Here is a 22,748-nt window from a genome sequence, read left to right as displayed (position 1 = left end):
GGCCGTGCTTATGAGATGCAGCGACTTCCGAATTTGGCCCCACAGCAGAACTCGCGGTCAGATTGCCTAATCGACTTGCCGCTCAGAAGCTCCAGTCCGTTCCCAGGTCGAAGATGCCACTGGGCTTCAGCTGCAAGCCGACACTGTCCAGAACGACATCGATCCATGTGGCGAGATTGGGTGAGTCGGGCCGCACGGCAATGGCGATCTGGTCCTTCTGCTCGCCCACAAGGCAAAGCTTTAGCTTGATACGAGCCGCCGGGTGCCGGGCGAACAACTCGCGCAACTCGATCTCGCCACCAAGACCGGCGAGTAGCCTGTCAGCTTCCAAGGCCGCATAGAGTTCCGTTCCGGTGTCAAAGACGACCGGATTGATCTTCTTGTCTTGGTTTCGCAGCGCCTGTTCATAGGCGCCGCCGCGCGTGACACCGAGTCCGCCCGGCCGCGACGCCAGTGCCGCCGCATCGGCAGGCGTGTCCGGACAGGCCACGTTCTCCTGCAACGCACGCACCCGGTTCAACGCGACGGCCACCGACTGGGTCAGGTAGGGGCGCGAAAAGCGCACCATTTTGGCCCGCTCAATGGTCCGCGTGACAGAAGACACCGCAACGTCTACTTCGCCGGCAGCTACCTGGGTTACCAGCTCATCATGGGTCGCGGCAGTGCGCACAAACTGGAGCTTGACCCCCAGACGCCTCGCCAAGCCGCTGGCCATGGCAACCTCGATGCCGGCAGGCTGACCGTCGCTTCCGGTGATCAGCAGCGGCGGAATGTCCTTCGCGACCAGCCCGACGTGGAGTACGCCACGCTCCTGCACTTGGCGGAGATCCGGAAAGCTCGAAAGCGCCGCCGTGGCGGATAGCGCCGGCGGCCGTATCGCCAACGCAAGCAATGCGCCCATCACCCATATGCGCCAGAGTCTCGCATTCATGTGCATTTTTTCCTCGGCTTCGCTGTGATGACGGTCAGCGCGGCCGTACCCAGCACGGTCAACAGCGAGACCAGCGGCGCTACCGCGGGCTGCGTCGTCGCCAGCACCACTACCGCCAGCGCGTCAGGGATCTTCGCATTCAACAGGATCGGCGCGAGGATCGTCGCCAGCGCCGGCCCGCCTCCGACTGCCGCGGCGCCCGAGATCAGGCACGAAACCGCGACGATGACTATCGCGGCCGCGCCAAGCGAAACGCCGAAGACTTGCGCGAGAAAAAGCACGGTAAAGGTCAACAGCAACACCTGGCCGTGCTGATTGGCGAGGACGCCAAACGGTGTCACCGTATCTACGATGCGGCGGTCTACGCCGAACCGCTCCTGCAGTGCTTCGATCGCAGAATACAGTGCGGCCAGTGGATTGTCGGTGGCAAAGGCGATGACAAGCGGCTGGCTCAGGTCGGACAGCACACGCCAGGGCGCCTTGCGGCACACGATCGACAGAACCGCCGTCAGCCCAGCTACCGCCACCAGTCCGGCCAGGTAGAAGTAGCCCACGTAGCGCACCAGCGCTCCCAGCAACTCCCGATCGGCTTCCGCGACGTGTGCTGCGCCGAGAACGAAGAGGCCAAACGGCAGCGGGATCAGCACCCAGTGGAAGATGGTCGCGATTGCCTCGTAGAGGGCGTTCAGGATCCGCAGCGTATCGTCCGCACCGGAGGACTTGACGACGCCGAGCGCCAGTCCCAGCAGAATGCAGAAAAAAACGATGCTGATGAACTGCGCCCCCGACAGCGCAGCGAAGATGTTGGGCGGCACCATGCCCTGCAGGAAGGCCATAATCGGACCGCCGGATTCGACCGCCGGCTCGCTCGCAAGCTGCTGGCCGAGCGCCGCGGCGGCGCCCTCGCCCAAGCTTTCGCCGGGGCTGAGACCGACGCACACCAGTACTGCCGACGCGCTCGGAATCATGAGCAGCAGCAAATAGGACAAAGCCATGCGCGGGAAGAGCGCGCGGGTTGTCGCGTTGCGCAACATCTGTCCGATGCCCCAGGTGAGCGCCGTCACGAGGATGGGCAGCATGCTCATCGACAACAGGGCGACGTAAAGTTTCGCGAACGGCACCAGCGCATGGGCCTGCTCGGGCAGATAGAAGCCGAACAGCAAGCCGGATACGACCCCTGCGATGATGGTCGCCGGATGCGTGACGATTCTCAGAACTTGACGCAGCACTTCTATTTCGTCCCGGCCACTGACTTACCGAGCGCCTCCTTGCATTGGTCTTTGACGCTGCCAATGCTGTTCAGAATGCAACTTCGTTCCTTACCAGGGCAGCTTTCCTTCACATCGGTCGTGCACGCTTTGCTGATCTCGGCGACCCGCGCAAGCCGTGCCTTACACGCGCTGGAAAATTCTGCGGCGTGTGCTTTCACGCAGTCCTCAATGCGGCCACCTCCGGGCTTGATTTCAGCACATTTTGCCTTGATGTCGGCCGCACAGGCGCCAACTGATCGTGCCATCGCGACCGGTGTGGAGAGAAGCATTACGGCGCCAATTACCATGATACACTTCATCATAGGTCATTCTCCCAGAAAAAAAGAAGCTAATGCCTCACTCACTTGGCAAGCATGAGACGTGCCCAGACAACCGGCTCTGTATGGTGGACGATAAAAACCAGGCACTCGATTGATACATGTCAACGAGGCGCATCAAACGCAAAGTGCCGCTCGCCAAGCAGGCCGCTGGACGTGCATCAGATCATGCCGCGCGGGCGGGTCGCGGAGCCGGCTGCGCGACTGGTCCAGTGCGGGCCTGAAGATCCTTAAGCAGCAGGCCGGCGGCCTGACCGAAATCCCGACGACATTCGTGGTGGCGCAACTGGGTGCCGACACCATCGCAGCGGTCGACGATCTCGTCGAAATGGTCGCCGCTTACGGCTTCGAATTTCGCACGGAGGCGGAAGCTGCCGTTGCCCAGGCCCATTCTACCATGCTGGCGCTCGCAATCGGCACGGCGCTGGTCGGCTTGCTCATCGCGGCCGACTTCGCCTATTCGCTGAGTCGGCCGGTGTTCGCGGCCATGCACGTCGCCGAACGGGTCGCCGCCGGAAATCTCACTGACCATATCGAGGTCCGGCGCCGCGACGAACTCGGCCGCCTGCTTAAGTCGCTGGCAGTGATGCAGGCGAGCCTGAAGGCGCGCAAGGACGACGAACTTGCCCTGATATCCGGTAAGGATCAGACCCATGCCGAGCAGGTGAGCCGGCGGCAGCGGATCGAAGCCGAGATCGAGGCGTTTCGTTCAACCTTCACCACTGCGCTTGCCAATACCGACCGGATGACGGGCACGTTGACCGAGACCGCGCAAACCCTGTCCTCGATTGCGCGGGCGGCCGGCCGGCAGTCGACCGAGGCCGCATCAACTGCGGACCAAACCTCGGCCAACGTTCAGATGGTGGCAACCGCCGCAGGCCAGCTCGGCGAGTCCGTGCAGGGGGTAAAGTCAAAAGTTCAGGACGCCGTCGCGATCGTGCAGCGCGCGTTCACCATGGCGAGCACCGCCAACCAGACCATCGAAGTGCTGGCGAATGCGACGCAGCAGATCGACGAGGTCGTCGGCTTTATCCGTACCATTGCCGGTCAGACCAATCTGTTGGCGCTCAACGCAACGATCGAGGCGGCGCGGGCCGGCGAGGCCGGTCGCGGCTTTGCAGTGGTCGCTTCGGAAGTGAAGGCGCTTGCGACCCAAACCGCGAAGGCAACCGAAGAAATCTCTGCCCAGATCGCGGAGGTGCAGTCGGCGACCCGGCAGGCGGTCGAAAATGTCGGCGCCATCGCCACCATCATGGTCGACATCGACAGTTTTACCGTCACGCTAACCACCGCGGTGACGGCGCAAAACGAGGCGGCAACCGAAATTTCGCAGAGCATCGGCCAGGCCGCGGCCGGGACTGCCGTGGTCGCGCGCAGCATCGCAGGATCGGCCGAAGCGACGGAAAATACCAACAAATCCGCCGGCCTGGTGCTCGCCACAGCGCACGATTTGTCGAACCAGGCAGCCCAGCTGCGGTCGTCCGTCGATCGTTTCTTGTCGAATGTGGCGGCCTAAACCAAGTCTAACTCGTCGAGTATCTCGCCGGCGAAACTGGCTTTCGCCGAATCATCGCGGCTGACTTCGGGGAGCAGTCAGCTCGGGTGCCCGAACGGGCACGGCTACTAACGATCCGGCGAGGCCGCTGACCTACGCTCACCGTCTGTCGGAGCGGTTAACTATTCCTTTGGAGCGCAAAGGCCCGGTTTGATGGGGTTCTCTCCGGGCCTTCGGCTCCGCTTCGTCGCGCGCCGGTCCGGGATCGAAAACCGTCACATGCGACGATACGCCGGCAACACAGACAACCTGGGCCTCAGTCGGATGGTGGAATTGAGGCGCAGGGCGGCGGGCTACTCGCCAGCACGAGACGGCCCGAGGGCACCTCAGAAGGAAAGGATAAGCATTCCCACCAGCACGACGTTGAACGTGCCCAACGCGAGCACGGCGATGTCAAAAACGCGGGTCAAGCTGATCATGGTGTCCCCCGATACACGCCAACCGGGTAGTATGATGCGCCCGCCACGAGCGGGCGTCTATGCAGTTTGTGCCACCCACCATCGCCGCCAGCTCCGCGCCTCGCGCCAACCTCGTCGAACTGCTCAGAATTTGGGGAGCCAGACGTCGTCCTGATCTTCGATCGCGGTGCCCTGACGAATATCCAGCCACCGTTCAAAGACGACACTGATGTCGTCCTGCCATCTCCACACCAGTCGACTTTTTGCAACTGTAAGAAAGCCGTCGAACGTAATGTAGAACTGTATCGGAAGCAGACCCAACCCCTCAGCATGGATTTGGGCGTGTGTCCGGCTAACGCCGTAAGCAGCAATGCGCAATTCTCGGCCTTGAAAGAATAACAGGCCATCTGTGTAACACTTGATCATGCGCCAATCCTCTCACCGTGGCCCGCGCTGGCTTTGGCACTTCAAGGAACAGCCTTTTTCAATCGGCGCTAAGGATACCGCTCTCCAAACGTCGCCAGTATCGAAAACAAAAATCACGGTTAAAGCGGCCATGTCGAATATAATAGTCAGCTCTTCGCGGCCTTCGAGAAGCAATTGCTGCTTTTATCGGAGGCGCCAGCGGCATCGTTTCCTCAGTTATCGCTGTTCAAGTCGCGCTGGCAGCGCGGCATCAGGCCGCCGGCGCCGACTGAATTCGCCTCGCAAGCCTTCCTGGTCGACATCGTCAGGCGGTGGATCGATCCGCGCTTGCGGTTCTGCCATGTCCCGAACGGTGAGCGTCGCGATCCGTCGACCGCGGGCCGCTTGCGGCGGCTCGGCGTCGTCGCCGGCTGGCCCGATCTGCAATTCGCCGGACCCGATCGGCAGATGGTGTTTCTCGAATTGAAACGCCGTGGCTCGGGCCGACTGTCGGACGCGCAAGCCGCGATGCGCGATCACTTGGTCGGCTGCGGGTTCGATTATCTGTGCACCGACAGCGTCGACGTCGCGATTGCCTGGCTCAAATCGCTCGGTGTTTTGCGGGATCGGTTTACGTTGCAGTGACCTGATTAAGACCGCCGGCAATGACGCCGCCTCGGTCGATAAATTTAACACCGCAGGTATTTCCGTCCCGCCACAGCACACGGCAATGTCGCGTCGTCTTGAAGCCATCCAGTGACAGCGCAAAATTGTAGGCGACAGTGTGATGCGTGGATGAATGAAGTTTGGCCCCTTCACGGTGGATGTCCATCACCAGGCAGGGATGAACCCCGCGAACACCGTCGACGTGGACCAACGCGAGTTGGTTCAGTTCAATGCGTTTGAGCGCTCGACGTTCAAACATCGCAACATCTCCGAAATTAAACCAGCGTGGAAAACTTCGAGTCGGCAACCGGAGCAGCGTAGGCCGTCGCGCTGCTTTTAAAAGTAGGGACTGCTAACTTTTTTAAACGGTCGGGCATAGCGAGCGTCTCGCGTAGTCGGGGAAAAAAGCCCCGGCCTTGGGGTTGGGGGTGTGGGTCAGGCCGGGGCTTGGAGGCTGGTTAGCCCGAGCCTCGGGCTGACGCTCGAACCAGCATCGATTATCGATATCGTGGCGGCGCTTTCCATTGTCCCATGGGACAGGACGCGGGTGTCCCGTTTCGAGAAGGATGCACCATTGGACAATGCCCCATGGGACACTTATGCGAGGCAATCCTTTCGCGGTAGCAAAGTGCGGTGGCTGCAACCCAACCGAGGAGCGTCACCGTGCCCATCAGCCAAAAACGCATGTCCGAAATCGAGACCGAACTCGCCGTCATCGTCCGCGAACTTGATCGCATCGAAAAAGCGCAGGCCAAAAGGCCAGAGCAACCGGCGGTACAGTGCCCTTGGGCGCCGCCGCTGTTACTCGATCTGGAGAAGTAGGGCTGCGCGGACCTTCGGCAAGGCTGCGGGGTTCGCCAACCTTGCGCACCGCTCCGTCGTGACTTCACACGGCCGTGGTCGCCGGCGTGCGCAAGTTCGTGAGATATTGGTGCATCGAACATCCCGACCGCCACGCGAGCCGCCTCGAACGACGGCGCCGAGTCGTTGCGATGCTCGCCAGAGTTTGAGCCGGGTTAGAAGCCGCAGGACCATTGCCAGATTTCCGCGGCGCCGCGCTGTTGATTTGGATCAAACGTAGGCACGCTGAAATTGGGCGCGTTGGCGGATGGTTCGTTTAAGCGACTAACTCGCGGGGACGGCCGACCAACCCGAAAAGGGGAAACATCATGTCCAAGGACAGCAAACGGAGGAAAAAAGGCACGGTGTCCGAGCACAGCAGACGGAAAACGAGCACCGCGTCCAACAACAGCAAACCAATTGAGCAGAGCACCGCGTCCAACAACAGCAAACCAACTGAACAGGGCACAGCGTCCGACAACAGCACACGAACTGAACAGGGCACCGCGCTCAACGAGAGCAGACCAATTGGACCGGGCACGGCCGGCGAGATGCCGTTTTTTGACTTGACCGAACTTATGAGCCAGTTCCGACTTCCAGGCGTCGACTTCGCGGCCCTTGTGGACCGTGAACAGAAGAATATCCAAGCTCTCGCCGAGGCGAATAGGATCGCTTTCGAGGGGTCGCATCGCCTCATTCACAGGCAAGCAGAAATCCTCCTGGAGACGATGAAGAAAGTAATTGCCGATGCTGGCCGGGTTGACGCCATGAGCCGAATGGAACTCGCCCAAGAGGGTTTCGAAAAGGCCTTGGCTAACATGCGCGAACTTGCGGAGATGGGTTCCAAATATCAGAGAGAGGCCTTCGAGGTGGTTCGCAAGAGGATCGAAGAGAACATGGAAGGCATCCGAAATTCTGGAAAAAAAGTTGGAGAATAAACTGCCTTAACCGGCGTCCGGCTCCATGGCTCTCTGCAAGGGCAATGCCGCGTGTTGGCCCATAGCGTCGTTGTGCCGGTGCAGCAATACGTCAGTTGCCGAGCCATAGCGGACTCTGGTGCGGCGTCAGCCCGGGGGATTATTGGCTCACGGCCTAGGTCAGGTCCTAATCGGCCTGCTGTGGACAGGCCGAACAAAACCCATGGGGAACGAGACCTCGCGGCCGGCATTGGCTCCCATAGATGACAGAAAGTGCATCATGGTCGCCGCGATGCTGCTTCTGGTCGGCATCGCGGCCTTGCTTGTGAAGCAGCCGGAGCTAGTCACCAACACCCACGCGGTGATGAGTCGGTAGCGCGGAGCGCTCGCTACCCACGACAGGCGTGGTACGATGGTCTCGTATCACCGAGGGCAAGATCCATGACCGAGAGCGCCGCCGACGCTGATGAACGTGGTCGAGGCGATCGTCGCCGAGATGGAGCGACAGGGCGTCGCCGGCGCGGTCGCGGATATCGGGTTCGATCCTCTGCCGATGGCCCAGGCGGTGATCCGAGCGGCCGATGGCGTGGTCGTTCCCTTCCCGGGGCCGCGCAGTCAGGAATAGGCCGGCTTGCGGCGCTCGCCGATCGTCAGCGCGGCTCCGTGGTGCATTAATTCGCTGTCCGGGCTGTCCGTATGCGGGGTGGGGGTGTTTGTCTGATATCGAGCCGCGGTTTGTTTCCGGCGGATGCGGCAACCGGGGGTCTGATGTCAGGCCGGATTTCAGTAACGGCAAGCCGCCGCAATTGCGACCCGAACGCTCGTTAGCCGAGCCGTATTCGCCAAGGCAAGGCGCCGTCAGCCTTTAATGCGCGTTACGCACTCGCGGCCCGACGCGTCCTTGTCCGGTAAGACGCGCCGGGCCTAACCATTCCCTGCTTTCCCCGTAAGGTTTGGCTGAGCCAGCATAGAGCGATTCTACAAGCGTCTTATAGGTCTACGTCTCTGTGACATCTCCATCACGGAAGCCCTCGTTGCGGGCGCGCGAGAATGCCGAATGATCCGGGACAGCAGATGATCTTCGGGTATCGCGTCGCCAAGACGAAACTCGTAGAACAGTTGACCTTGGTCACTCTTCAGACGGCCCATCATGGATCGACCTCGCCGAGATTCGCGTCAACACAACGGAATCACGGTTCGTGACTTGTCTCAACCGACTTTTGCAACAAAATCGGCCCGCAGCGGACATTCGATAATCAACCGGCAGACTTCCCCAAAGGTACGCTTGGCACAAAGTGCATAGACCCTTAAAATCCGGGCATGGCAGTCTTTCGCCTGCTAAGGTTGGGGGTAGAATGCTCAGTGCAAGCGAATACCGAAAGTTTGCTAGTCAGTACCGCACGCGAGCGCGGGTACGGGGCCTCGCATCCAACGAAGCCACGCTGCTTAAGAACATTGCGCGTACCTTCAGCACGCTGGCGAGCCAGTTCGTATTATTGGCCGAGTACGATGGCCCGATGACCAGGAAGACAGGCCTGAGGCGCAATGATGGAGCGAATTGTTGAAACGCCCGATGCGGACCTCCTGAAACTAAAGCTGTTTCGTCGGCGGTTCCGTTGAAGCTGGCTCAAGCTCAGGTCGAAACCTTGGTAAATTGTAGACGTAACCGAACGACCTTTTCGAAGGGCTGCTGAGGTTATGGCCCTGGGCTCCTAGGCACTCCGGGGCCTCCTCTCCAAGGAGGTGGCAGTGGAAACCTTAGCGGATGCCGAGGCGCCCTCGAACGGATTGAGCGAGGCGCCGCAGAAGTCCAGATCAAGAACGCCGCAAAGCACTCCTAGAATACATTGAGGCGCATCGCGAGGTTATCAAGGAGCTGCGACGGCGGCTCTACAATTAAGGCCGCCTTAGTGGGCGACTGTTTCTTAGCCCGCAAGTGCCTTCCGCTGTGGCCCATAGCTGACCTGCTGCGAGCAGCCGGTGCAGGACCGCTTATGACCGAAAGCGGTCGTTTTGATCTGAATCAACACAAAACAACTGGCTTTTCCTTTCTTGCTTGCTTGATGCAGCAGTCAGAGCAGAAGAGATTCAACCTCACGCCTGCGGTTCGTCGCGCGATGATCGCGACCAATGACCAGAAAGTATTTCGCACATACGGGCCGGACGGCAGCGCTTGGAAGAGCGAGCGCAATGGCGTCTCGCCGCGCGTGCTCTGGAAACTCCTCGCGAACGAACTGATCGAGGACGAGCGAGAGACGGCGGTCGCGATGTCTGCATCCACAACCATCCGCATGCGCCTGAGTAAGGCTGGGCTGATCATTTTGAAAGCGAGCTTAGACGAGAGAGCATGAGGCGGCCGAAAATCATAGGCGGCGTCCTCAATCTAGGAACGAAGAACAAAGCCCTGAGTTGCGATTCTTTTGGGGGATTGATGCTCAACTCCGAGGAATACCGGCAGATCGCCGAACAATACCGAGAACGCGCCAACAGCGAGAAATCGACGCGCTTGGCCAATGTCCTTCTTAGCGTTTCCAATGCTTATCTAGTGCTGGCGAGCCAACTCGATCTCCTTGCATCGGTTGAGCGCCAGGAGAGCGCGAGGATCGCCAGCGGAAACGCTCCATCGACGAGCCCCTGAAGGGACACCCAACTTGTCGCTTCGCTAAGCCGTGGGTAGGCAAGACCAGGACATGAGTTCCTTTGACCCGATGGGCGCGGCCCTTGATTGGCTTGATGCCTACCGAGCGCGCGACATTTCAATCATCGATCTGTACGCGGGCAATGCCGCGCTGGAATGCAACTGCCATGGCCAGAGCACGGTCGGCCGAGCCGCGCTATGCAAGTATTGGCGCCAGCGTTTTGCCGAAAAGCCCGCGGGCGCGCTGGCTGCGCTGACGACAAACGGCGGGGATGTCGTGATCTGCTACGCTGTGCCGGACGGCGTCGCGAGCAGGCTTCGTTCACGTTCAAAGCTCGTGGCAAGATCGTCCATTGCCAGTGCGGTCCTTTGAGGCCCGAGTGAACTTCACCGGTGCGCGCGCTAGGCTTGAGCGGGGGCTGATCATTTGGCATGCCTGCTTGTGGCCCTTAGCCGACCTGCCACAAGCAACCGGTCTAGGAGGCGCATCATCGAGGACTATGCCGCAAACCTCCGCGAACTGATCAGGAAGCTCCGCCAAAAGCTGCACTTCTGAGAGAGTGCGTATTCGATTGCAGTACCCTCCGATGTGGCGCACCGTTAAGCATCGCCGGCCAGAGGCTTGTCCATAGGCGTCGGTGCCTGAGAGACCAGTTGTGCTCCCGCCTCAACGGGAGCACACGTCATGGCCCTGCCGTTCCGCAGTGAAACCCTCGAGCTCTTAGATCGAGCGCAACGAGCGATAGATACCTCGATCCGACTTCGCCGCGAACGCCATGCTATACTGGAACAAATGCGAATGTGGCATGCGGCGATGGAACTTCGACTAGGCCAAGCACGCGCCTTCGACAGCTCGCGGCATGCTGCCATAACTTACTTAAATGCAGAAACCCCCATCCGCGCCATGGTGGCGCATGATCGATTCGATATTCACCGAGGCCAAAGTTGCGCGAGAGGAGAGCCGCAGGGTGCGCAACGAGGCCCGTGCGCTTCGCCTCGCTCTGAGCGAACAACGTACCCTTCTCCGCCTTGCCCGTACGAATGCAGCGATGGCCCGGGCGGAGGCGACCGCGCAACGAGAAAACCTGCTCTCCTACAGTGAGCGGACGGCCACGCGAGATCCGGGCGGCCCGGCGCGACGCTAGGAACCATCCGGCACAGCGCCGATTTGAACCCCATGCCACGTTTTTACTTCGACGTTCACCATGTTGGCGGGATTATCATCGACGACGAAGGCATCGACCTGCCGGATCTGCGCGCGGCAGGAAAGCAAGCCCTGGTCGCTCTAGGTGAAGCTATCCTGCATGATGCGGACGAGCTAAAGAGTTCGGCGACAAAGATCGAAGTTAGAGACGCTGCACATCGTGTGGTGCTCCGCCGCTGTGGTCGTTTTTGAGGTTCTCCAATCCTAAAGCAATTCCACAGTGGGAGCACGTCGGCTGTGGCTTTTCGCTCTTGCGAGTTTCGGTCATTGACATCAGCTGGTGTTAGCCGAACGCCGAGCTACGCTCGCCTCGACACCCGCTTTCGAGCCGTTGCGCGTTAAGCGCGGTCCAAATCGACAAGATATGCTAGGACCAAGTCTTCATTCTGAGCTTGGATAGCGACGTCTCGATAGATGATAATCTCGGCTTCATCGGCTCTGCGAATTGTCAACTTCGCCGTGGAGGAGCAAAGCGGGACGCCGTTCGATGTCATCGTGATCAGGTCCTCACGAACCCAGTCCTCTTTGCATAACTCGAAGGCCTCGGAGAAATTCTTCGCCTCGAAGGCGAACGTAGCTTTGCCGTCAACGTCCATTGCGAATACGGATCCCGAGAAAACGGTCATTGATCTCACTATTGGGCATCGGTCAGCCGTGGGCCAAGTACGGTCACACGAATGTTTTGCAGGCGCAATGATACTGGACATCCAGGCCAGCCCAGAGCCATGTTAAGGCAGCATAGCTTGGGATTGGTAACCGGGTACAATGCGGGCGGGGGTAGTGTTATGGCATCTGTGCTTCTGATCGAGGATGAAGCGCTCATACGCATGATGATAGCGGACATGCTCGTCGAGCTAGGTCATAGCGTCGCTGGGGAGGTTAACGATTTGCACAGTGGGCTTTTGCTCAGTTCTCGGCCGGGCGCTGATGCCGCCATCCTCGACATCCAGCTTGGCGACGATAGTTCTGTCTCCATCGCGGAGGCGCTGCAAAGCAAAAGCGTTCCGTTTGCGTTTGCGAGCGGATATGGGGCGGACGGCGTGCCGGAAGGATTTCGGAATTATCCGGTCCTTCAAAAGCCCTTCACAATCGAGGAGCTTGAACGCTGCTTAGCCACTCTGTTGCGTTAACAAACGCCAGTCGTCTGTTGCATCACGCGCGCGAGGTCTTCTTCAGAGAACGGCTTCCTGAGCATCGGGAAGCCATCACGCCTCCGCTCGCGGCCAGATAGCTGAAGAACCTTGAGCGTCGGACGAATGCGCGTGGCACGCTCCGCCAGTTCATGGCCATCCATGTTGGGCATGTTGATGTCGGTGATCAAGATCGAAATGTTTTGCTGGCGCGCCAACGTTTCCAGAGCTTCATCGCCGCTGTGTGCGCATACCACGTCGCAACCAATGTCTTCGAGCATACTCGCGATCACGTCGAGCACGTCGGCATCATCATCGACGACCAGAACTGTATGGGTCATGAAAGAACCTCTCCGTTTTAACATACGTGAAGTTGAGAGGTTCCGGATGTAATTCCTTTGTGGTTGAAAGCCATCGATGCAAGCGATGCTCACCAGTAGAACACCGGACGGGAGCTGTGAGCGGCTGGCTCACGGCGCAACCCCGACCTTTGACGGAACCGGAACTAACTTTGTACGTTACGCCCCAGTGTATCGATTGGGAAACGAGAATGGCCCAGCGAAACAGGATTATCCAATCTACCTCCCTTGAAGTACGGCTCAGCCAGGAAGCGAAGCGTCTTCGCGAGGAGGCCTTGCAACTTCCTCCAGGTGCTGCCCGCGAAGAACTGATCCGAAAGGCTCGGCAAGCGGAAACCGGTTCGCATATGAGCGAGTGGCTAACATCTCCCGGGTTGCAGCCGCCTAATTGACGGTTCAGATCGAGCTAGAACTTTATTTCTCTCGTCGTAGGTTAGCCAGGCATCGCCAGTCAGGTCATTCATTCTGGTCGAGAACTTCCCTCACGCGCAACGCGAGTTTTGCTTGGGAAATTGGTTTCTCCAGCAGATTTACGCCTTCGTCCAACCTGCCTTGATGGACGACGGCATTGCGCGAATACCCCGTCATGTACAGGACCTTTAGGTTTGGTCGAATTTGATGCGCGCGCCTTCCAAGTTCGCGTCCGTTGATTCCTGGCATGACAACGTCCGTCAAGAGAAGGTCCACCTTGGAGTCGTCCTGAAGAAGAATAGTCAGAGCGGCTTGAGCACTGCGAGCCGTAAGGACGCGGTAATTGAGATCGCGCAGGACGTCAGAAATATAGGCCCGGAGATCTTCGTCATCCTCGACGACGAGAATCGTCTCGTAAATCTCACCCTCTGCGCGTTCCTCAGGTACGATTTCCTCCGGTCGTGCGTTCCCGGTGAAGCGTGGAAAGTACATCTTGATCGTGGTGCCTTGCCCCACCTCGGTATAGATCTTTGCGTGACCTCCCGACTGTTTGACGAAGCCATAGACCTGGCTAAGTCCAAGACCCGTGCCGTGGCCCGGATCTTTCGTAGTAAAGAAGGGTTCAAAGGCGTGACTGAGAACGTCTGGCGACATTCCGCCTCCCGTGTCACTCACGCAAATGGCGACGTATTGCCCAGGCGCTAGCTCAGGATTGAGACGGCAGTAATCCTCGTCAGCGGAGATGTTGGCAGCTTCCAAGGTCAACTTGCCGCCTTCAGGCATGGCATCGCGAGCGTTGATCGCGAGGTTGACGATGGCTGACTCCAGATGATTGGCGTCCGCTTCGATTTGCCATAGTCCCGCACTCCCGACGGTCTGGACTTCTATGCGCTCTCCGAGCGTGCGTTGCAGGAATTCCTGAAGGCCAGTGATGTAATTGTTGACATTCACCGGTTTAGGATCCAGCGCCTGCCGTCGAGAAAACGCGAGCAAGCGACTGGTCAAAGCCGCGGCTCTCTGCGCGCCTCGCTTCGCGTTTGCGAGAGCACGGTTCAGGTTGGGTCCGGCTAACTTGGCATGCCGTTCAGCTGTTTCGAGGTTGCCAAGAACGATCATGAGCAGATTGTTGAAGTCGTGCGCGATACCACCGCTGAGTTGCCCCACGGCTTCGAGTTTTTGAGATGCCGCCAGTTGGTGCTGGACGTGCTTTAACTCCTCCTCGGCCTTCTTCCGGTCCGTAACGTCGCGCGTGACCTTTGCATATCCAACGACGTTTCCAGCCTCATCCGTGATGCGATCAATGATGACTGACGCCCAAAAGCGGGAGCCATCTTTGCGTACTCGCCATCCCTCCGCTTCGAAGCGGCCATGTTCCGCGGCTTCGGCAAGCGCTCGCTTCGGCACTCCGAGTTCGAGATCCTCGGGAGTATAAAACGCGCTAAAGTGTCGGCCGATGATTTCTGACGGCGCGTAGCCTTTGATTCGCTGCGCTCCGGGATTCCAGGTCGTCACGTTTCCAAGCGGGTCCAGCTGGAAAATCGCGTAATCGACCACGGCTTCAATTAGCTGGCGGTAACGCCGCTCACTGTGGAGAAGTTCTTCGAGGGCTTGCTGCCGCTCGGTGATGTCTCGCGTGACTTTGGCAAAGCCAATAAGTTCACCGCCGTCATTACGGACAGCGTCAATGATCACAGAGGCCCAGAACCGACTCCCGTTTTTGCGGACTCTCCATCCTTCAGCGTTAAAGCGGCCTTCTTGGGCAGCAACGCTCAAGGCGCGCTGTGGCAACTCTTTGATACGATCTTCGGGGGTATAAAACGAGGCGAACGACTTGCCGATGATTTCATCAGGCGAGTAGCCCTTCAATCGCTGGGCACCAGAGTTCCAGCTGCGGACGGTGCCGTCCAAGTCGAGCATGTAGATGGCGTAGTCCACGATTGCGTCGATGAGCAATTGAAGTCGCGCGGTATCTCCGATCCCGTCAAGCTTTGACCGAGGGCTTTGCAAATCGTGGGCTCCATTGGCGGGGATTAGCGAACAACTGCACAGACAGCATATGGTTCCGGAACGGGAGAGTATAGGATGATGACACAAGGCAACGCTCGGTCGAATGGCTGAATGAAGATCCTGAGCAAGTCGCCCTGGAGCCTGCGCAAGACCAACCTCGCGCGGCTGCTGGCGCGCCCGGTCGACGGCATCCAGCTCGCGCGTTCGAGCAGGGCGAGGTCGGCCCGGACCTATTCCGCCACGTCTGCCAGCTTGGCCTTGAGGGCTGGTGTCGAAGCATCGCGACAGCTGGTACCGCGCCGGCCGCAGCGAACAATGGATCAAGGTCGAGAACCGCTCACACCCGGCGATGGAGGCGTTGGTGCCGTGATCAATCTCCGGCCTCAGACCGATTAGGGCTAATGCAGGCGGCGGCGGAGTTGCTTGATGATGGCCCGCAACTGGTCGGCGTAGTCGGTGATGATCCGGCGCGCCAGTTCTGTGCGCGACAGCCGGCGCCTTTTACCGACGCTTTTTTGACGGGTGATTTCACGCCACCACGCTCTCTGCACGACCACAGGATGCGTTGAGCTAGATCAAGCGCGAGCGTCCGTCTGTCTTCATTGAGCCATGGCCGGAACGGGGGCTGGAACAACCGATAGCGCCGAACTGGGCTCCGTTGATCTAGGTCAACGTGAGCGACTCCAGGGATGCCCACGCTCTGTTGAGCCGCATCGTGACGGCTCCAATCATCTTTCAGTTCCACAAGTGCGCGAGGAGCCGCCATGCATTCGAGGAAGCGTCTTTCGATCAAGTCAGCAACAGTAGCCGGGATTGCTGCTAGCGTTCTGTTGGGGCTTGCAGGCCTCACGCTGAATGCAGCGCCAGCCAGCGCGGTCGTGTACTGCACCTACGTTGGATATCCTGGCGGGTGCGTTGCCCGGGCAGGCGTCGTGCTCAGGCCTCGCCCTGTGGCGCGTGCCGCTGTCCGTCACAACGCTGGTGGCAATATGAATGGCGGCGTCAATCGCGTCGGTGTTCGGCGGTAAGACAGTTTGCATACGGGCGCTTCGGTTTCCCGGACCTAGCGCCCCCGTGTTGCTGGGAGCCTAAGCGCCGCGCCAGACGTGCAACACGCCTTCGCGAAAGCCGCCGACGAAATAGTCGGACACGTCCTCTGGCAGTATCTCGCTGAGATCATCGAACGAGCCGCTGACCATGGTCGCAAGCTCATGTGCTGAAGCATGCTCCGCCCATCGGCGCCCCAGCTCCAAACCCCGTTGGCGATCTTCCTCTGCGTCCATCGTCTCGGCTGTCTCTCGCGTTAGCAGGCCCCGACAAGGCTGCTGACCACGCCGGGGCCTTCTACGTTCTCGCCAAGCTTAGGAAGCTTGGGGGCTGGAAAGATCGGCGAGGCGCACCCCAGACAAGCACAATCCCAGTGCTTGGCTAGTGCACCTTGTGCCAATGCAGCTGCGACCGCGGCCTACTGGCTGCCTCCAAGCGCACGCCCCAGTCGTTCGAGTTCAAGCGTGACACAGAATAGGGCAAACAGTGACGCTACGAGTTGCAGCCCGCGTCGGGACATGAGCCAAAGATCGGCACCTTGATTGATCTCGGGCAAATGTCTGAAGAACACGACGCCGAACAGCGACCCACCGAAAATGAAAGCAAGGCGCCCTAGAAACAGGAACAGGTGACTTAAGATGGGATTGGAGCGCTGAGGGGGAAGCGGAACGCGTTGCAGCCGATACCAATAGGCGATTTGCATCACAACAACCATGATTGGCGCTGCAAGATTGTCGGAACGTTCGAACGGCAGCTGCTCACCTGGATGGGTTACCAAATGTCTAAATTCGGGCAGTCCGTCCAAGATAATAAAGAGCGCTCCTGTCAGTTGGCCCAAGAGAAGAAGCAAATAGAGGGCTCTCGATTTCAAGTTTGTCATGCTGGAGATCCGTCCCGTCCCTAGGCCGCTGGCAGTGCGTGATGCACCAGCCTTACGTTATAAGTCGGGTGCCCGACAAAGTGTCCGCTTGGACAGCCTGACGGTCTCGGCAAGAGCCGTTAGAGGTTGGAACTGCAAGCAGAGCATAATGTTTGCCCTCATCACTGCAAGGGCCGCGAGGCTGGGTGAAGGGGGCCTCAATGCCTACAGTCGAACAGTGCAGAGCGTACGCCGCACACCACAAAATTCTTGGAGCTAATCCGAGAAATTCCGACCGCCAAAGGACGTTGTTGTTGAGCATCTCGCGTAGCTGGACCGCGCTAGCAAACCAACTTGAGAGCCTTGCTCTCGTCGTAAAATCGGAAGGGAAGTAAGTCGCCTAAACTGCGGCGAAGCTGGAAGCGGACTTGGCAGCGAGGTCTGAGCGCTTCGCGCATCGCCGTTTCGTTTCTGAGCGCGTCATCCGCCAGCGGTCGTTGCAATGCCTTGGCTTCATCCCAGGGTGCCCGCATCCACAAGTCCCACTCTTCGTCGGTCGTCGGGATCACGGGCATCGCCTTCGTCACCGATTTAGTTCAACCAACAAGAGGAAGCCTGATCCGGAACGTCGCGCCGCTGTGATCCCGATTTCTTGCCGAAATCTGACCATTGTGCGCCTCAATAATGGTGCGCGCGATGGACAGTCCCATGCCCATGCCTTCCGCCTTGCTGGTATAGAACGGCTCGAAGACCTCTTTCAGTTTGTCTTCGGGAATGCCGTGGCCGCGGTCAGACACGGATAGCTGGGCAAACTCTTCGACGCGCGAAGTGCGAATGCTGATCACGCGGTCTTCGATTGGCGTATCCTTCATCGCGTCGATCCCGTTCACGACAAGGTTCAAGATCACCTGTTGAAGTTGAATGCGGTCGCCGAGAACCGGAAGCGCATCCGGCGTGATCGCGCTGACCAACTGGAATTTTCGACCGACCGCCAGCGCCGAAAAAAAACTGATCGTCTCTCGCACGACTTCGTTGAGGTCGAATTGCTTCAGTTCGAACGGAGCCTTTTTCAGCAGGCTGCGCATCCGGCGGATCACTTCGGTGGCGCGCTGGTCGTCGCCTAGAATGTCGCCCAAGATTGCATCCAGTTCGTTGATGTCGGGGTTTGGAGACTTCAAGATCGCCCGCGCCGTCTCGGTGTTGGTGAGAATAGCGGCGAGCGGCTGGTTAATTTCGTGAGCAATCGAGGCGGTCAGTTCGCCAGCCGTCGAGAAGCGGTTGACATGGGCAAGTTCCGTCATGCGTTGCCGCGACTGCACTTCGGCGAATTGACGCCGACGATGCTCGCGCAGCAGAGCCGCGATAAGTCCGGTCTGCGCGAGAATGATCGCAGTAGTCAGCGCGATTTGCCACCAATACCGCTCCCACGCCGATGGCTCGCGGAAGTGGATGGTGCTGCCGGGCGGCAGACTGCTCTCGGCAATTCCCCACCGCTGCATTTGCCGCCAGTCGAACATAGGCGCGGCCAGCGGAACAAACGTCGGCTTGATGTAGGCAACATTTTCGCCGCCAAGGATGCGGAGCGCGACTTCCGCCGCCTGCTTGCTTTGTCTGGCGACGAGTTGCATTGGTCCACCGACGATGCCCTCTCCAAAAAAGGCTTCGTCGTGAAAAAAAATCGGTGCGTTGGCTTCGCGGTAAAACCGGGAGAACGCACTGTTACCCTCGTACGCCACTCCCGCCGCATCGACATTCAATCCGATCCAGAAAATCGCGCTGTGCGGCGGAAGGTTGCTCGCATCCTTGAGCATTTCTTCGAAGGAAAGTTCATTGTACCATCGAAATTGCACACGATCCGCGAACCGCGCGGTGGACTTGGCGACCTCGTTACGCCACCACGTTTCGCTCGGCGAAGCACCGACAACGATGGCAATGGTCGTTGTTTGAGGCAGGACGTGCAGGATATTTTCAAAGAAAACGGGATCGTCGTTCGTGATCGCCACGACAGTATCGTACTTGGTCAATTTATCGAAGTCCACGCGGCGTCGCTCTACCAGAGTGTACAGCATGGGCGTCGTTGGAAAGAGGTCTTTGCGGTGCGCCTGCACGAAGTTGGCCGCAGGGGCGCCGATGGCCATGATCAGATCGGGCGGCTGGTCAATATTGAGGGTGCGAAGATACTCGACGAACGGAGCGTCTGATTTGTCGCTATTTCGCCGCGCATTCAGGAGCGAGAAATCTTGAAACTCGATGGATGCCCGTCGGCTTAACTCAGCGCGAAGGGCTTCGGAATAATCAGTCCACGGCCTAAAGCGAAGACCGAATGAATGCAGCATCATTACCCGCTTGGGCGCCGGATCAGCCGCCTGACTTTGACCCAGCAGCGCCAGCAATATTGAGATGGTCAACGCGGCGGTGAGGGATCGCGCGAAACAAGATCGTCTTGATACGGCAGCCAGCCAGAAACGCATCCTAGTCCCCATCGGACAGCACGAGCGTATCGGCTCCAGTGGATGATTAATAGGCGAAAAACGAGGTCGATGATCAGGGATGCTGCGGCTGCGAGCGGCATGGGCTTCAGGCCGCAGCCGGTCATTGCCGCGTCTCCGCCTCGCCCCGCCATCGGCATCGCCCGCTTGCCTCAGCGCGGCCATGTCGCTTCCGAGAGTGCGAAGGCGGCCGGATCGGCCGGACGCGAGAGCGGTGGATATTTGCCCCGCCGCGGAGCCACGCAAGCCCGTCCAGGCGCAGCGCCGCCCGCACGAACGCAGCAGCAAACCCCTGGCGCTACGCCAGATCAAGACGCCCCGGCCTTCCATCGCCGCCTCGAACACATCAGGGCGCCGCATTCCTCGAGACCTTTCAAAACGCAATTTCAACATGTGCAACCAGAAAAACAAAAACCTGAATATGCTCAATAGCCGGGTCCGGCGTTCCGCGCGGCTTCCTACAGGGCCGGCAATACCTTTTGCGCGGCGCGCGGAGGGTCGCCATCCTTTCGACGGTCGAGCTCGCATCGTCTCGGAGTTAACTTTCCATTCACCGTGCCCGATCATCATGGGCCTCGTCCTTTCTGGGACTTGTGTTGCGTGCGATCGATAAGAAGCTGTCACCGCTTCATCCCGGTGGCGGCTATTGTCGTCCGCGCGGGGCGGGCAGTCTGACGGAGCTTAGAGGCTAAAGTGGTAGAGCCGGGGCACAGCCGGGGGCGCATCCACATTGTTGACGACGATCAGTCACTCCGGACGGCGATGGAGCGTCGTTTGAAGCAGGCCGGTTACGACGTGGTGACCTATGCTTCCGCCCAGCAGTTGCTGGACCACCTACCGACCGGCAACGAACCAAGTTGCCTCGTTCTCGATGTGCAGATGCCAGGCTTGGACGGTCCGGCTCTGCAAAAACGGCTGAAGGAACTTGGCTCAACACTCCCGATCGTTTTTCTCACTGGTTATGCCGACACTCCGACCGTCGTGCGGACGCTGAAGGCAGGCGCGCACGACTTTCTCAATAAGCCTGTACAAAGCGACGAACTGCTTCGCGCCCTTGAGAAGGCGCTCGCAGATCAGCGAGCATGGCGCGATCAGCAGAGCGCCTTGGACGGCATCCGCGCTCGCCTCGCTAGGCTGACGCCGCGCGAGCGGCAGGTTTTCGAACTGGTCATTCGCGGCAAACTCAACAAGCAGATCGCACACGCGTTGGGAGCGACCGAGCGGACCATCAAGGCCCATCGCCACATGGTGATGGAGAAGATGCAGGTTCAGAGCTTGGCCGAGCTTGTTTCGCAGGCTGAGCGGATCGACGTTTTGAAGGGGCCAACCGATGACCAACCGACGACCTAGTACCCCCTTTTCTTGGAACGTGAGTCGCGATTCAAGATCAGGATGATTCTGAGAGCAAGAGAAGTCGGTCTTTCGCAGAGGATCGCGTATCACTCAGCTATGATTATTCCGGGTACTAATTGGCGCCAAGATCGCGCCCAGCGCTCGAGAGAGTTGTAACCGGGCGTGGAGTCGGATGGAATGATGCAATCAGGCGGCCGGTCGTGGCCCCTTCTGCTCCAGGGCGTTGCACAGAGGCCCGCCGACGATCCGCCGCAGCTCGGCGGCGACGCCGTCCAAAACCGCGCGCTTTTCTTTCATTCGTTGAGAGTGGTTGTAGACCTTGCCCGTGACCGTCGGCACGACGGTGTCGCCCTTCTTCGTCACGGCGTGGTCAAGGCATTTGGCGATGGCAGCGTCGTCGAAACCAAGGTCACCCGCTAGGGTCGCTGCCGTCCGGCGGAGGTCGTGAGGCGTGAACGGCTTGAGGCCGAGCAGTTCGCACAGGCCGGCGGTCTTGGTCTTGTCTTTGTTCTTTTCGTGCTTCGTGCCACGCAATGCGTCGGCCATCGCCTTACGGTGAATCGGCTGGCACTTGTACATCGGGCTTTCGAACACAAACCGCTGGTCTGCGGACGCCAGCGCCTCCTTGATGATTTTAACCGCGAGATCGGACAACGGCTGCTGGATCACCCGCCGCTTCTTCACCCGCTTGAGGGGCACGTCGAAACGCGGGTTGTCGCCGTCGAGGTCGAATAGCTCATCCCGGCGTGCACCGAGCAGTTCGCGTGATCGCAGCATGGTCACCAGCTCGAATTTGAGCGCGAGGCGGGTGCGGCGGTCATAGGGCAGATTATTGCGGTCGAGGCCATGCCAAAACGTGCGGATCTCGTCCTCAGACAAGACTCGGGTGCGCGGGTGTTCCGGATCGAGCTTCGGCAGGTTGACGCAGGGGCTGGCTGTCACATAGTCGCGGCCCGCCTCCGCCGCCCAGTTGAACAGCCCCGAAGCCGCCTTGCGCATATGGCGTGCGTTGCTGACGGAGGGCTTGCCGAACTTCCCCGCGACGATGTCGTTCGATAGCGTCGCGATGTCATGCTTCGTGACATCACCCGCGAGTGTTTTACCAAGCCGGACACCGAGGAAGCGGCGCAGATGGCTCGCCGTATTTACCCAAGCCTCCAGCCGGGGCCGCATCTCGCCATCCGGCTTCTTGACTAGCGTCTTCATCCAGTCGATCCGCTCCTCAATGATCTCGGCGACTGTCTTGCCGCGCTTTGCCGCCTTGGCCTTCTGGTCGCGGAAACTCCCGGCGAGGGCCTCGGCACCCAATCCCTTAAGGCCGTAGACCATGCTGCGGGCGTCCTCGACCGTAAAAGTCTGGGGATTGTAGACGCCGAGCCAGCCGGTGCGCTGCTTCCCAGTCTCCCTGTCGGTGAATTTGAAGGAGAAGGTCGCCGCGCCCGCCTCAGTGACGCTGACGTAGAGACCAGGGCACTTCCGGTCGTAGAGTTTGGTCCTCTTGGGGACCCGCTTCTCGCACAGGCGGTCGGTCAGGATGACGCTGCTGTTGCGGCCCCGCTTGCCGACGGGGGAGGGGACAATGGTAGTATCCATGTGGTTTCGGCTCCTAAGGCTTGGGACCAAAGGGCTCGGCTTGAAGGCTTTCAGTTTGTCGTGCGGACGCTGAAAGGCTTAGGGCCGGGCCCTTAATTTGGTGAAGCCAGCTGAAACAGCCTGCATCAGGGTAGTCGAAAAGCGCTTGTTTTGAAGCCTTTTGTTAGTTTCGGCGTGTTTCACCGAATGCCAAAATATAGACGTGTGGTCCTGGCCGTCGTTGCTACGGTCAAGTTGTCGCGGAGGTGTGTGCGAGCCCAACCGGGCAGACAGCATCATCCAATTCGCGGAAGTGAGGGAGGCCAGAAGGAAAGTTCGGCTCCCGGGAGAGCACGGCATAAGCCGTCCAACCATCGCG

The 22,748-nt window shown here is 59.4% G+C and carries 24 protein-coding genes and 1 pseudogene; 12 read left to right on the top strand and 13 right to left on the bottom strand.

The window, feature by feature from the left end; all coding sequences use genetic code 11:
• Positions 1 to 82: 82 nt before the first annotated feature.
• The 3 genes from AC0L2F_RS33810 to AC0L2F_RS33800 are packed head-to-tail and all read right to left on the bottom strand — an operon-like array spanning position 83 to position 2,504.
• Positions 83 to 931: a substrate-binding periplasmic protein gene (locus AC0L2F_RS33810; protein ID WP_063993420.1), complete on the bottom strand. Its 849-nt coding sequence runs from the start codon at positions 929 to 931 to the stop codon at positions 83 to 85.
• Entirely contained in the window at positions 928 to 2,160 is a 1,233-nt protein-coding gene (locus tag AC0L2F_RS33805) for a dicarboxylate/amino acid:cation symporter (protein WP_473251311.1), read from the bottom strand. Before AC0L2F_RS33805 ends, AC0L2F_RS33810 begins: the two co-directional genes overlap by 4 nt.
• A gap of 2 nt (positions 2,161 to 2,162) precedes the next feature.
• Positions 2,163 to 2,504: a hypothetical protein gene (locus AC0L2F_RS33800; protein WP_063993418.1), complete on the bottom strand. Its 342-nt coding sequence runs from the start codon at positions 2,502 to 2,504 to the stop codon at positions 2,163 to 2,165.
• Positions 2,505 to 2,796: 292 nt separating this feature from the next.
• Here AC0L2F_RS33800 and AC0L2F_RS33795 point away from each other — a divergent pair, with 292 nt between their 5' ends.
• Positions 2,797 to 4,035 (top strand): methyl-accepting chemotaxis protein, encoded by a 1,239-nt coding sequence (locus AC0L2F_RS33795; RefSeq protein WP_156526780.1) that lies wholly within the window; start codon positions 2,797 to 2,799, stop codon positions 4,033 to 4,035.
• A gap of 581 nt (positions 4,036 to 4,616) precedes the next feature.
• Here the strand turns inward: AC0L2F_RS33795 and AC0L2F_RS33790 are convergent.
• Entirely contained in the window at positions 4,617 to 4,898 is a 282-nt protein-coding gene (locus AC0L2F_RS33790; RefSeq protein ID WP_063993416.1) for a hypothetical protein, read from the bottom strand.
• Positions 4,899 to 5,072: 174 nt separating this feature from the next.
• Between AC0L2F_RS33790 and AC0L2F_RS33785 the strand changes: the two genes are divergently transcribed.
• Complete coding sequence (locus AC0L2F_RS33785) at positions 5,073 to 5,522, top strand: VRR-NUC domain-containing protein (protein ID WP_063993415.1); 450 nt, start codon at positions 5,073 to 5,075, stop codon at positions 5,520 to 5,522.
• Here the strand turns inward: AC0L2F_RS33785 and AC0L2F_RS33780 are convergent.
• Positions 5,509 to 5,802 carry a PilZ domain-containing protein gene (locus tag AC0L2F_RS33780; protein ID WP_156526779.1) on the bottom strand — a complete coding sequence of 98 codons (294 nt, stop codon included), beginning with the start codon at positions 5,800 to 5,802 and terminating at the stop codon, positions 5,509 to 5,511. The two genes, AC0L2F_RS33785 and AC0L2F_RS33780, sit on opposite strands and share 14 nt — an antisense overlap.
• Before the next feature lie 404 nt (positions 5,803 to 6,206).
• Here AC0L2F_RS33780 and AC0L2F_RS33775 point away from each other — a divergent pair, with 404 nt between their 5' ends.
• The 7 genes from AC0L2F_RS33775 (at position 6,207) to AC0L2F_RS33745 (ending at position 11,334) form a co-directional block, all read left to right on the top strand.
• Positions 6,207 to 6,365 carry a hypothetical protein gene (locus tag AC0L2F_RS33775; RefSeq protein WP_473251310.1) on the top strand — a complete coding sequence of 53 codons (159 nt, stop codon included), beginning with the start codon at positions 6,207 to 6,209 and terminating at the stop codon, positions 6,363 to 6,365.
• Positions 6,366 to 6,712: 347 nt separating this feature from the next.
• On the top strand, positions 6,713 to 7,321 hold the full coding sequence (locus AC0L2F_RS33770; protein WP_084777337.1) for a phasin family protein: 609 nt from the start codon (positions 6,713 to 6,715) through the stop codon (positions 7,319 to 7,321).
• Positions 7,322 to 7,766: 445 nt separating this feature from the next.
• Positions 7,767 to 7,925: a hypothetical protein gene (locus AC0L2F_RS33765; protein WP_156526777.1), complete on the top strand. Its 159-nt coding sequence runs from the start codon at positions 7,767 to 7,769 to the stop codon at positions 7,923 to 7,925.
• Positions 7,926 to 9,294: 1,369 nt separating this feature from the next.
• Positions 9,295 to 9,651: a hypothetical protein gene (locus tag AC0L2F_RS33760; protein ID WP_156526776.1), complete on the top strand. Its 357-nt coding sequence runs from the start codon at positions 9,295 to 9,297 to the stop codon at positions 9,649 to 9,651.
• The gene (locus AC0L2F_RS33755) at positions 9,648 to 9,938 is read left to right on the top strand and encodes a hypothetical protein (protein ID WP_156526775.1); all 291 of its coding nucleotides are present in this window, start codon (positions 9,648 to 9,650) and stop codon (positions 9,936 to 9,938) included. The genes AC0L2F_RS33760 and AC0L2F_RS33755 overlap by 4 nt, the downstream gene beginning before the upstream one ends.
• A gap of 52 nt (positions 9,939 to 9,990) precedes the next feature.
• Entirely contained in the window at positions 9,991 to 10,311 is a 321-nt protein-coding gene (locus AC0L2F_RS33750; RefSeq protein ID WP_156526774.1) for a Cif family virulence factor, read from the top strand.
• A gap of 804 nt (positions 10,312 to 11,115) precedes the next feature.
• Positions 11,116 to 11,334 carry a DUF6894 family protein gene (locus tag AC0L2F_RS33745; RefSeq protein ID WP_063993409.1) on the top strand — a complete coding sequence of 73 codons (219 nt, stop codon included), beginning with the start codon at positions 11,116 to 11,118 and terminating at the stop codon, positions 11,332 to 11,334.
• 146 nt (positions 11,335 to 11,480) lie between these two features.
• Here AC0L2F_RS33745 and AC0L2F_RS33740 read toward each other — a convergent pair whose 3' ends face one another.
• Entirely contained in the window at positions 11,481 to 11,768 is a 288-nt protein-coding gene (locus AC0L2F_RS33740) for a hypothetical protein (RefSeq protein WP_063993408.1), read from the bottom strand.
• Positions 11,769 to 11,927: 159 nt separating this feature from the next.
• Between AC0L2F_RS33740 and AC0L2F_RS33735 the strand changes: the two genes are divergently transcribed.
• Positions 11,928 to 12,272, top strand: a complete 345-nt coding sequence (locus AC0L2F_RS33735; RefSeq protein ID WP_063996624.1) for a response regulator — start codon at positions 11,928 to 11,930, stop codon at positions 12,270 to 12,272.
• On the opposite strand, the gene AC0L2F_RS33730 is transcribed toward AC0L2F_RS33735, so the two are convergent.
• A complete protein-coding gene (locus AC0L2F_RS33730) occupies positions 12,269 to 12,613 on the bottom strand; it encodes a response regulator (RefSeq protein WP_063996625.1) in 345 nt (114 codons plus the stop codon). The genes AC0L2F_RS33735 and AC0L2F_RS33730 overlap by 4 nt on opposite strands.
• 474 nt (positions 12,614 to 13,087) lie before the next feature.
• The gene (locus AC0L2F_RS33725) at positions 13,088 to 15,049 is read right to left on the bottom strand and encodes a hybrid sensor histidine kinase/response regulator (RefSeq protein WP_063993407.1); all 1,962 of its coding nucleotides are present in this window, start codon (positions 15,047 to 15,049) and stop codon (positions 13,088 to 13,090) included.
• Positions 15,050 to 15,813: 764 nt separating this feature from the next.
• Here AC0L2F_RS33725 and AC0L2F_RS33720 point away from each other — a divergent pair.
• Positions 15,814 to 16,077: a hypothetical protein gene (locus AC0L2F_RS33720; protein ID WP_084777334.1), complete on the top strand. Its 264-nt coding sequence runs from the start codon at positions 15,814 to 15,816 to the stop codon at positions 16,075 to 16,077.
• A 60-nt stretch (positions 16,078 to 16,137) separates the two neighbouring features.
• Here the strand turns inward: AC0L2F_RS33720 and AC0L2F_RS33715 are convergent, their stop codons facing one another.
• The 4 genes and pseudogenes from AC0L2F_RS33715 to AC0L2F_RS33700 all read right to left on the bottom strand — a co-directional run bounded on the left by AC0L2F_RS33715 (position 16,138) and on the right by AC0L2F_RS33700 (position 19,426).
• Positions 16,138 to 16,332, bottom strand: a complete 195-nt coding sequence (locus AC0L2F_RS33715; protein ID WP_156526772.1) for a hypothetical protein — start codon at positions 16,330 to 16,332, stop codon at positions 16,138 to 16,140.
• Positions 16,333 to 16,514: 182 nt separating this feature from the next.
• Entirely contained in the window at positions 16,515 to 16,976 is a 462-nt protein-coding gene (locus tag AC0L2F_RS33710) for a hypothetical protein (RefSeq protein ID WP_063993405.1), read from the bottom strand.
• A gap of 320 nt (positions 16,977 to 17,296) precedes the next feature.
• Positions 17,297 to 17,536, bottom strand: a pseudogene (locus AC0L2F_RS33705) (hypothetical protein); the annotation flags it as partial.
• A gap of 15 nt (positions 17,537 to 17,551) precedes the next feature.
• Complete coding sequence (locus AC0L2F_RS33700) at positions 17,552 to 19,426, bottom strand: sensor histidine kinase (protein ID WP_473251309.1); 1,875 nt, start codon at positions 19,424 to 19,426, stop codon at positions 17,552 to 17,554.
• A gap of 711 nt (positions 19,427 to 20,137) precedes the next feature.
• On the opposite strand from AC0L2F_RS33700, the gene AC0L2F_RS33695 reads away from it, so the two are divergent.
• Entirely contained in the window at positions 20,138 to 20,794 is a 657-nt protein-coding gene (locus AC0L2F_RS33695) for a response regulator transcription factor (protein WP_256375647.1), read from the top strand.
• A 189-nt stretch (positions 20,795 to 20,983) separates the two neighbouring features.
• Here the strand turns inward: AC0L2F_RS33695 and AC0L2F_RS33690 are convergent, their stop codons facing one another.
• Complete coding sequence (locus AC0L2F_RS33690; RefSeq protein WP_063993401.1) at positions 20,984 to 22,390, bottom strand: tyrosine-type recombinase/integrase; 1,407 nt, start codon at positions 22,388 to 22,390, stop codon at positions 20,984 to 20,986.
• Positions 22,391 to 22,748 lie beyond the last annotated feature (358 nt).

It is taken from the genome of Bradyrhizobium sp. Ken64, from assembly GCF_055807555.1.
This window is presented reverse-complemented; position numbering and strand designations above follow the sequence as displayed.

Bases quoted from the DNA above. Each gene is read 5' to 3' on its own strand.
- AC0L2F_RS33765 (WP_156526777.1), top strand. From the start codon at position 7,767: ATGAACGTGGTCGAGGCGATCGTCGCCGAGATGGAGCGACAGGGCGTC.
- AC0L2F_RS33700 (WP_473251309.1), bottom strand. From the start codon at position 19,426: ATGCGTTTCTGGCTGGCTGCCGTATCAAGACGATCTTGTTTCGCGCGA.
- AC0L2F_RS33790 (WP_063993416.1), bottom strand. From the start codon at position 4,898: ATGATCAAGTGTTACACAGATGGCCTGTTATTCTTTCAAGGCCGAGAA.
- AC0L2F_RS33745 (WP_063993409.1), top strand. From the start codon at position 11,116: ATGCCACGTTTTTACTTCGACGTTCACCATGTTGGCGGGATTATCATC.
- AC0L2F_RS33730 (WP_063996625.1), bottom strand. From the start codon at position 12,613: ATGACCCATACAGTTCTGGTCGTCGATGATGATGCCGACGTGCTCGAC.
- AC0L2F_RS33780 (WP_156526779.1), bottom strand. From the start codon at position 5,802: ATGTTTGAACGTCGAGCGCTCAAACGCATTGAACTGAACCAACTCGCG.
- AC0L2F_RS33690 (WP_063993401.1), bottom strand. From the start codon at position 22,390: ATGGATACTACCATTGTCCCCTCCCCCGTCGGCAAGCGGGGCCGCAAC.
- AC0L2F_RS33735 (WP_063996624.1), top strand. From the start codon at position 11,928: ATGGCATCTGTGCTTCTGATCGAGGATGAAGCGCTCATACGCATGATG.
- AC0L2F_RS33770 (WP_084777337.1), top strand. From the start codon at position 6,713: ATGTCCAAGGACAGCAAACGGAGGAAAAAAGGCACGGTGTCCGAGCAC.
- AC0L2F_RS33740 (WP_063993408.1), bottom strand. From the start codon at position 11,768: ATGACCGTTTTCTCGGGATCCGTATTCGCAATGGACGTTGACGGCAAA.
- AC0L2F_RS33750 (WP_156526774.1), top strand. From the start codon at position 9,991: ATGAGTTCCTTTGACCCGATGGGCGCGGCCCTTGATTGGCTTGATGCC.
- AC0L2F_RS33810 (WP_063993420.1), bottom strand. From the start codon at position 931: ATGAATGCGAGACTCTGGCGCATATGGGTGATGGGCGCATTGCTTGCG.
- AC0L2F_RS33755 (WP_156526775.1), top strand. From the start codon at position 9,648: ATGAGGCGGCCGAAAATCATAGGCGGCGTCCTCAATCTAGGAACGAAG.
- AC0L2F_RS33800 (WP_063993418.1), bottom strand. From the start codon at position 2,504: ATGATGAAGTGTATCATGGTAATTGGCGCCGTAATGCTTCTCTCCACA.
- AC0L2F_RS33760 (WP_156526776.1), top strand. From the start codon at position 9,295: ATGACCGAAAGCGGTCGTTTTGATCTGAATCAACACAAAACAACTGGC.
- AC0L2F_RS33710 (WP_063993405.1), bottom strand. From the start codon at position 16,976: ATGACAAACTTGAAATCGAGAGCCCTCTATTTGCTTCTTCTCTTGGGC.
- AC0L2F_RS33715 (WP_156526772.1), bottom strand. From the start codon at position 16,332: ATGGACGCAGAGGAAGATCGCCAACGGGGTTTGGAGCTGGGGCGCCGA.
- AC0L2F_RS33720 (WP_084777334.1), top strand. From the start codon at position 15,814: ATGCATTCGAGGAAGCGTCTTTCGATCAAGTCAGCAACAGTAGCCGGG.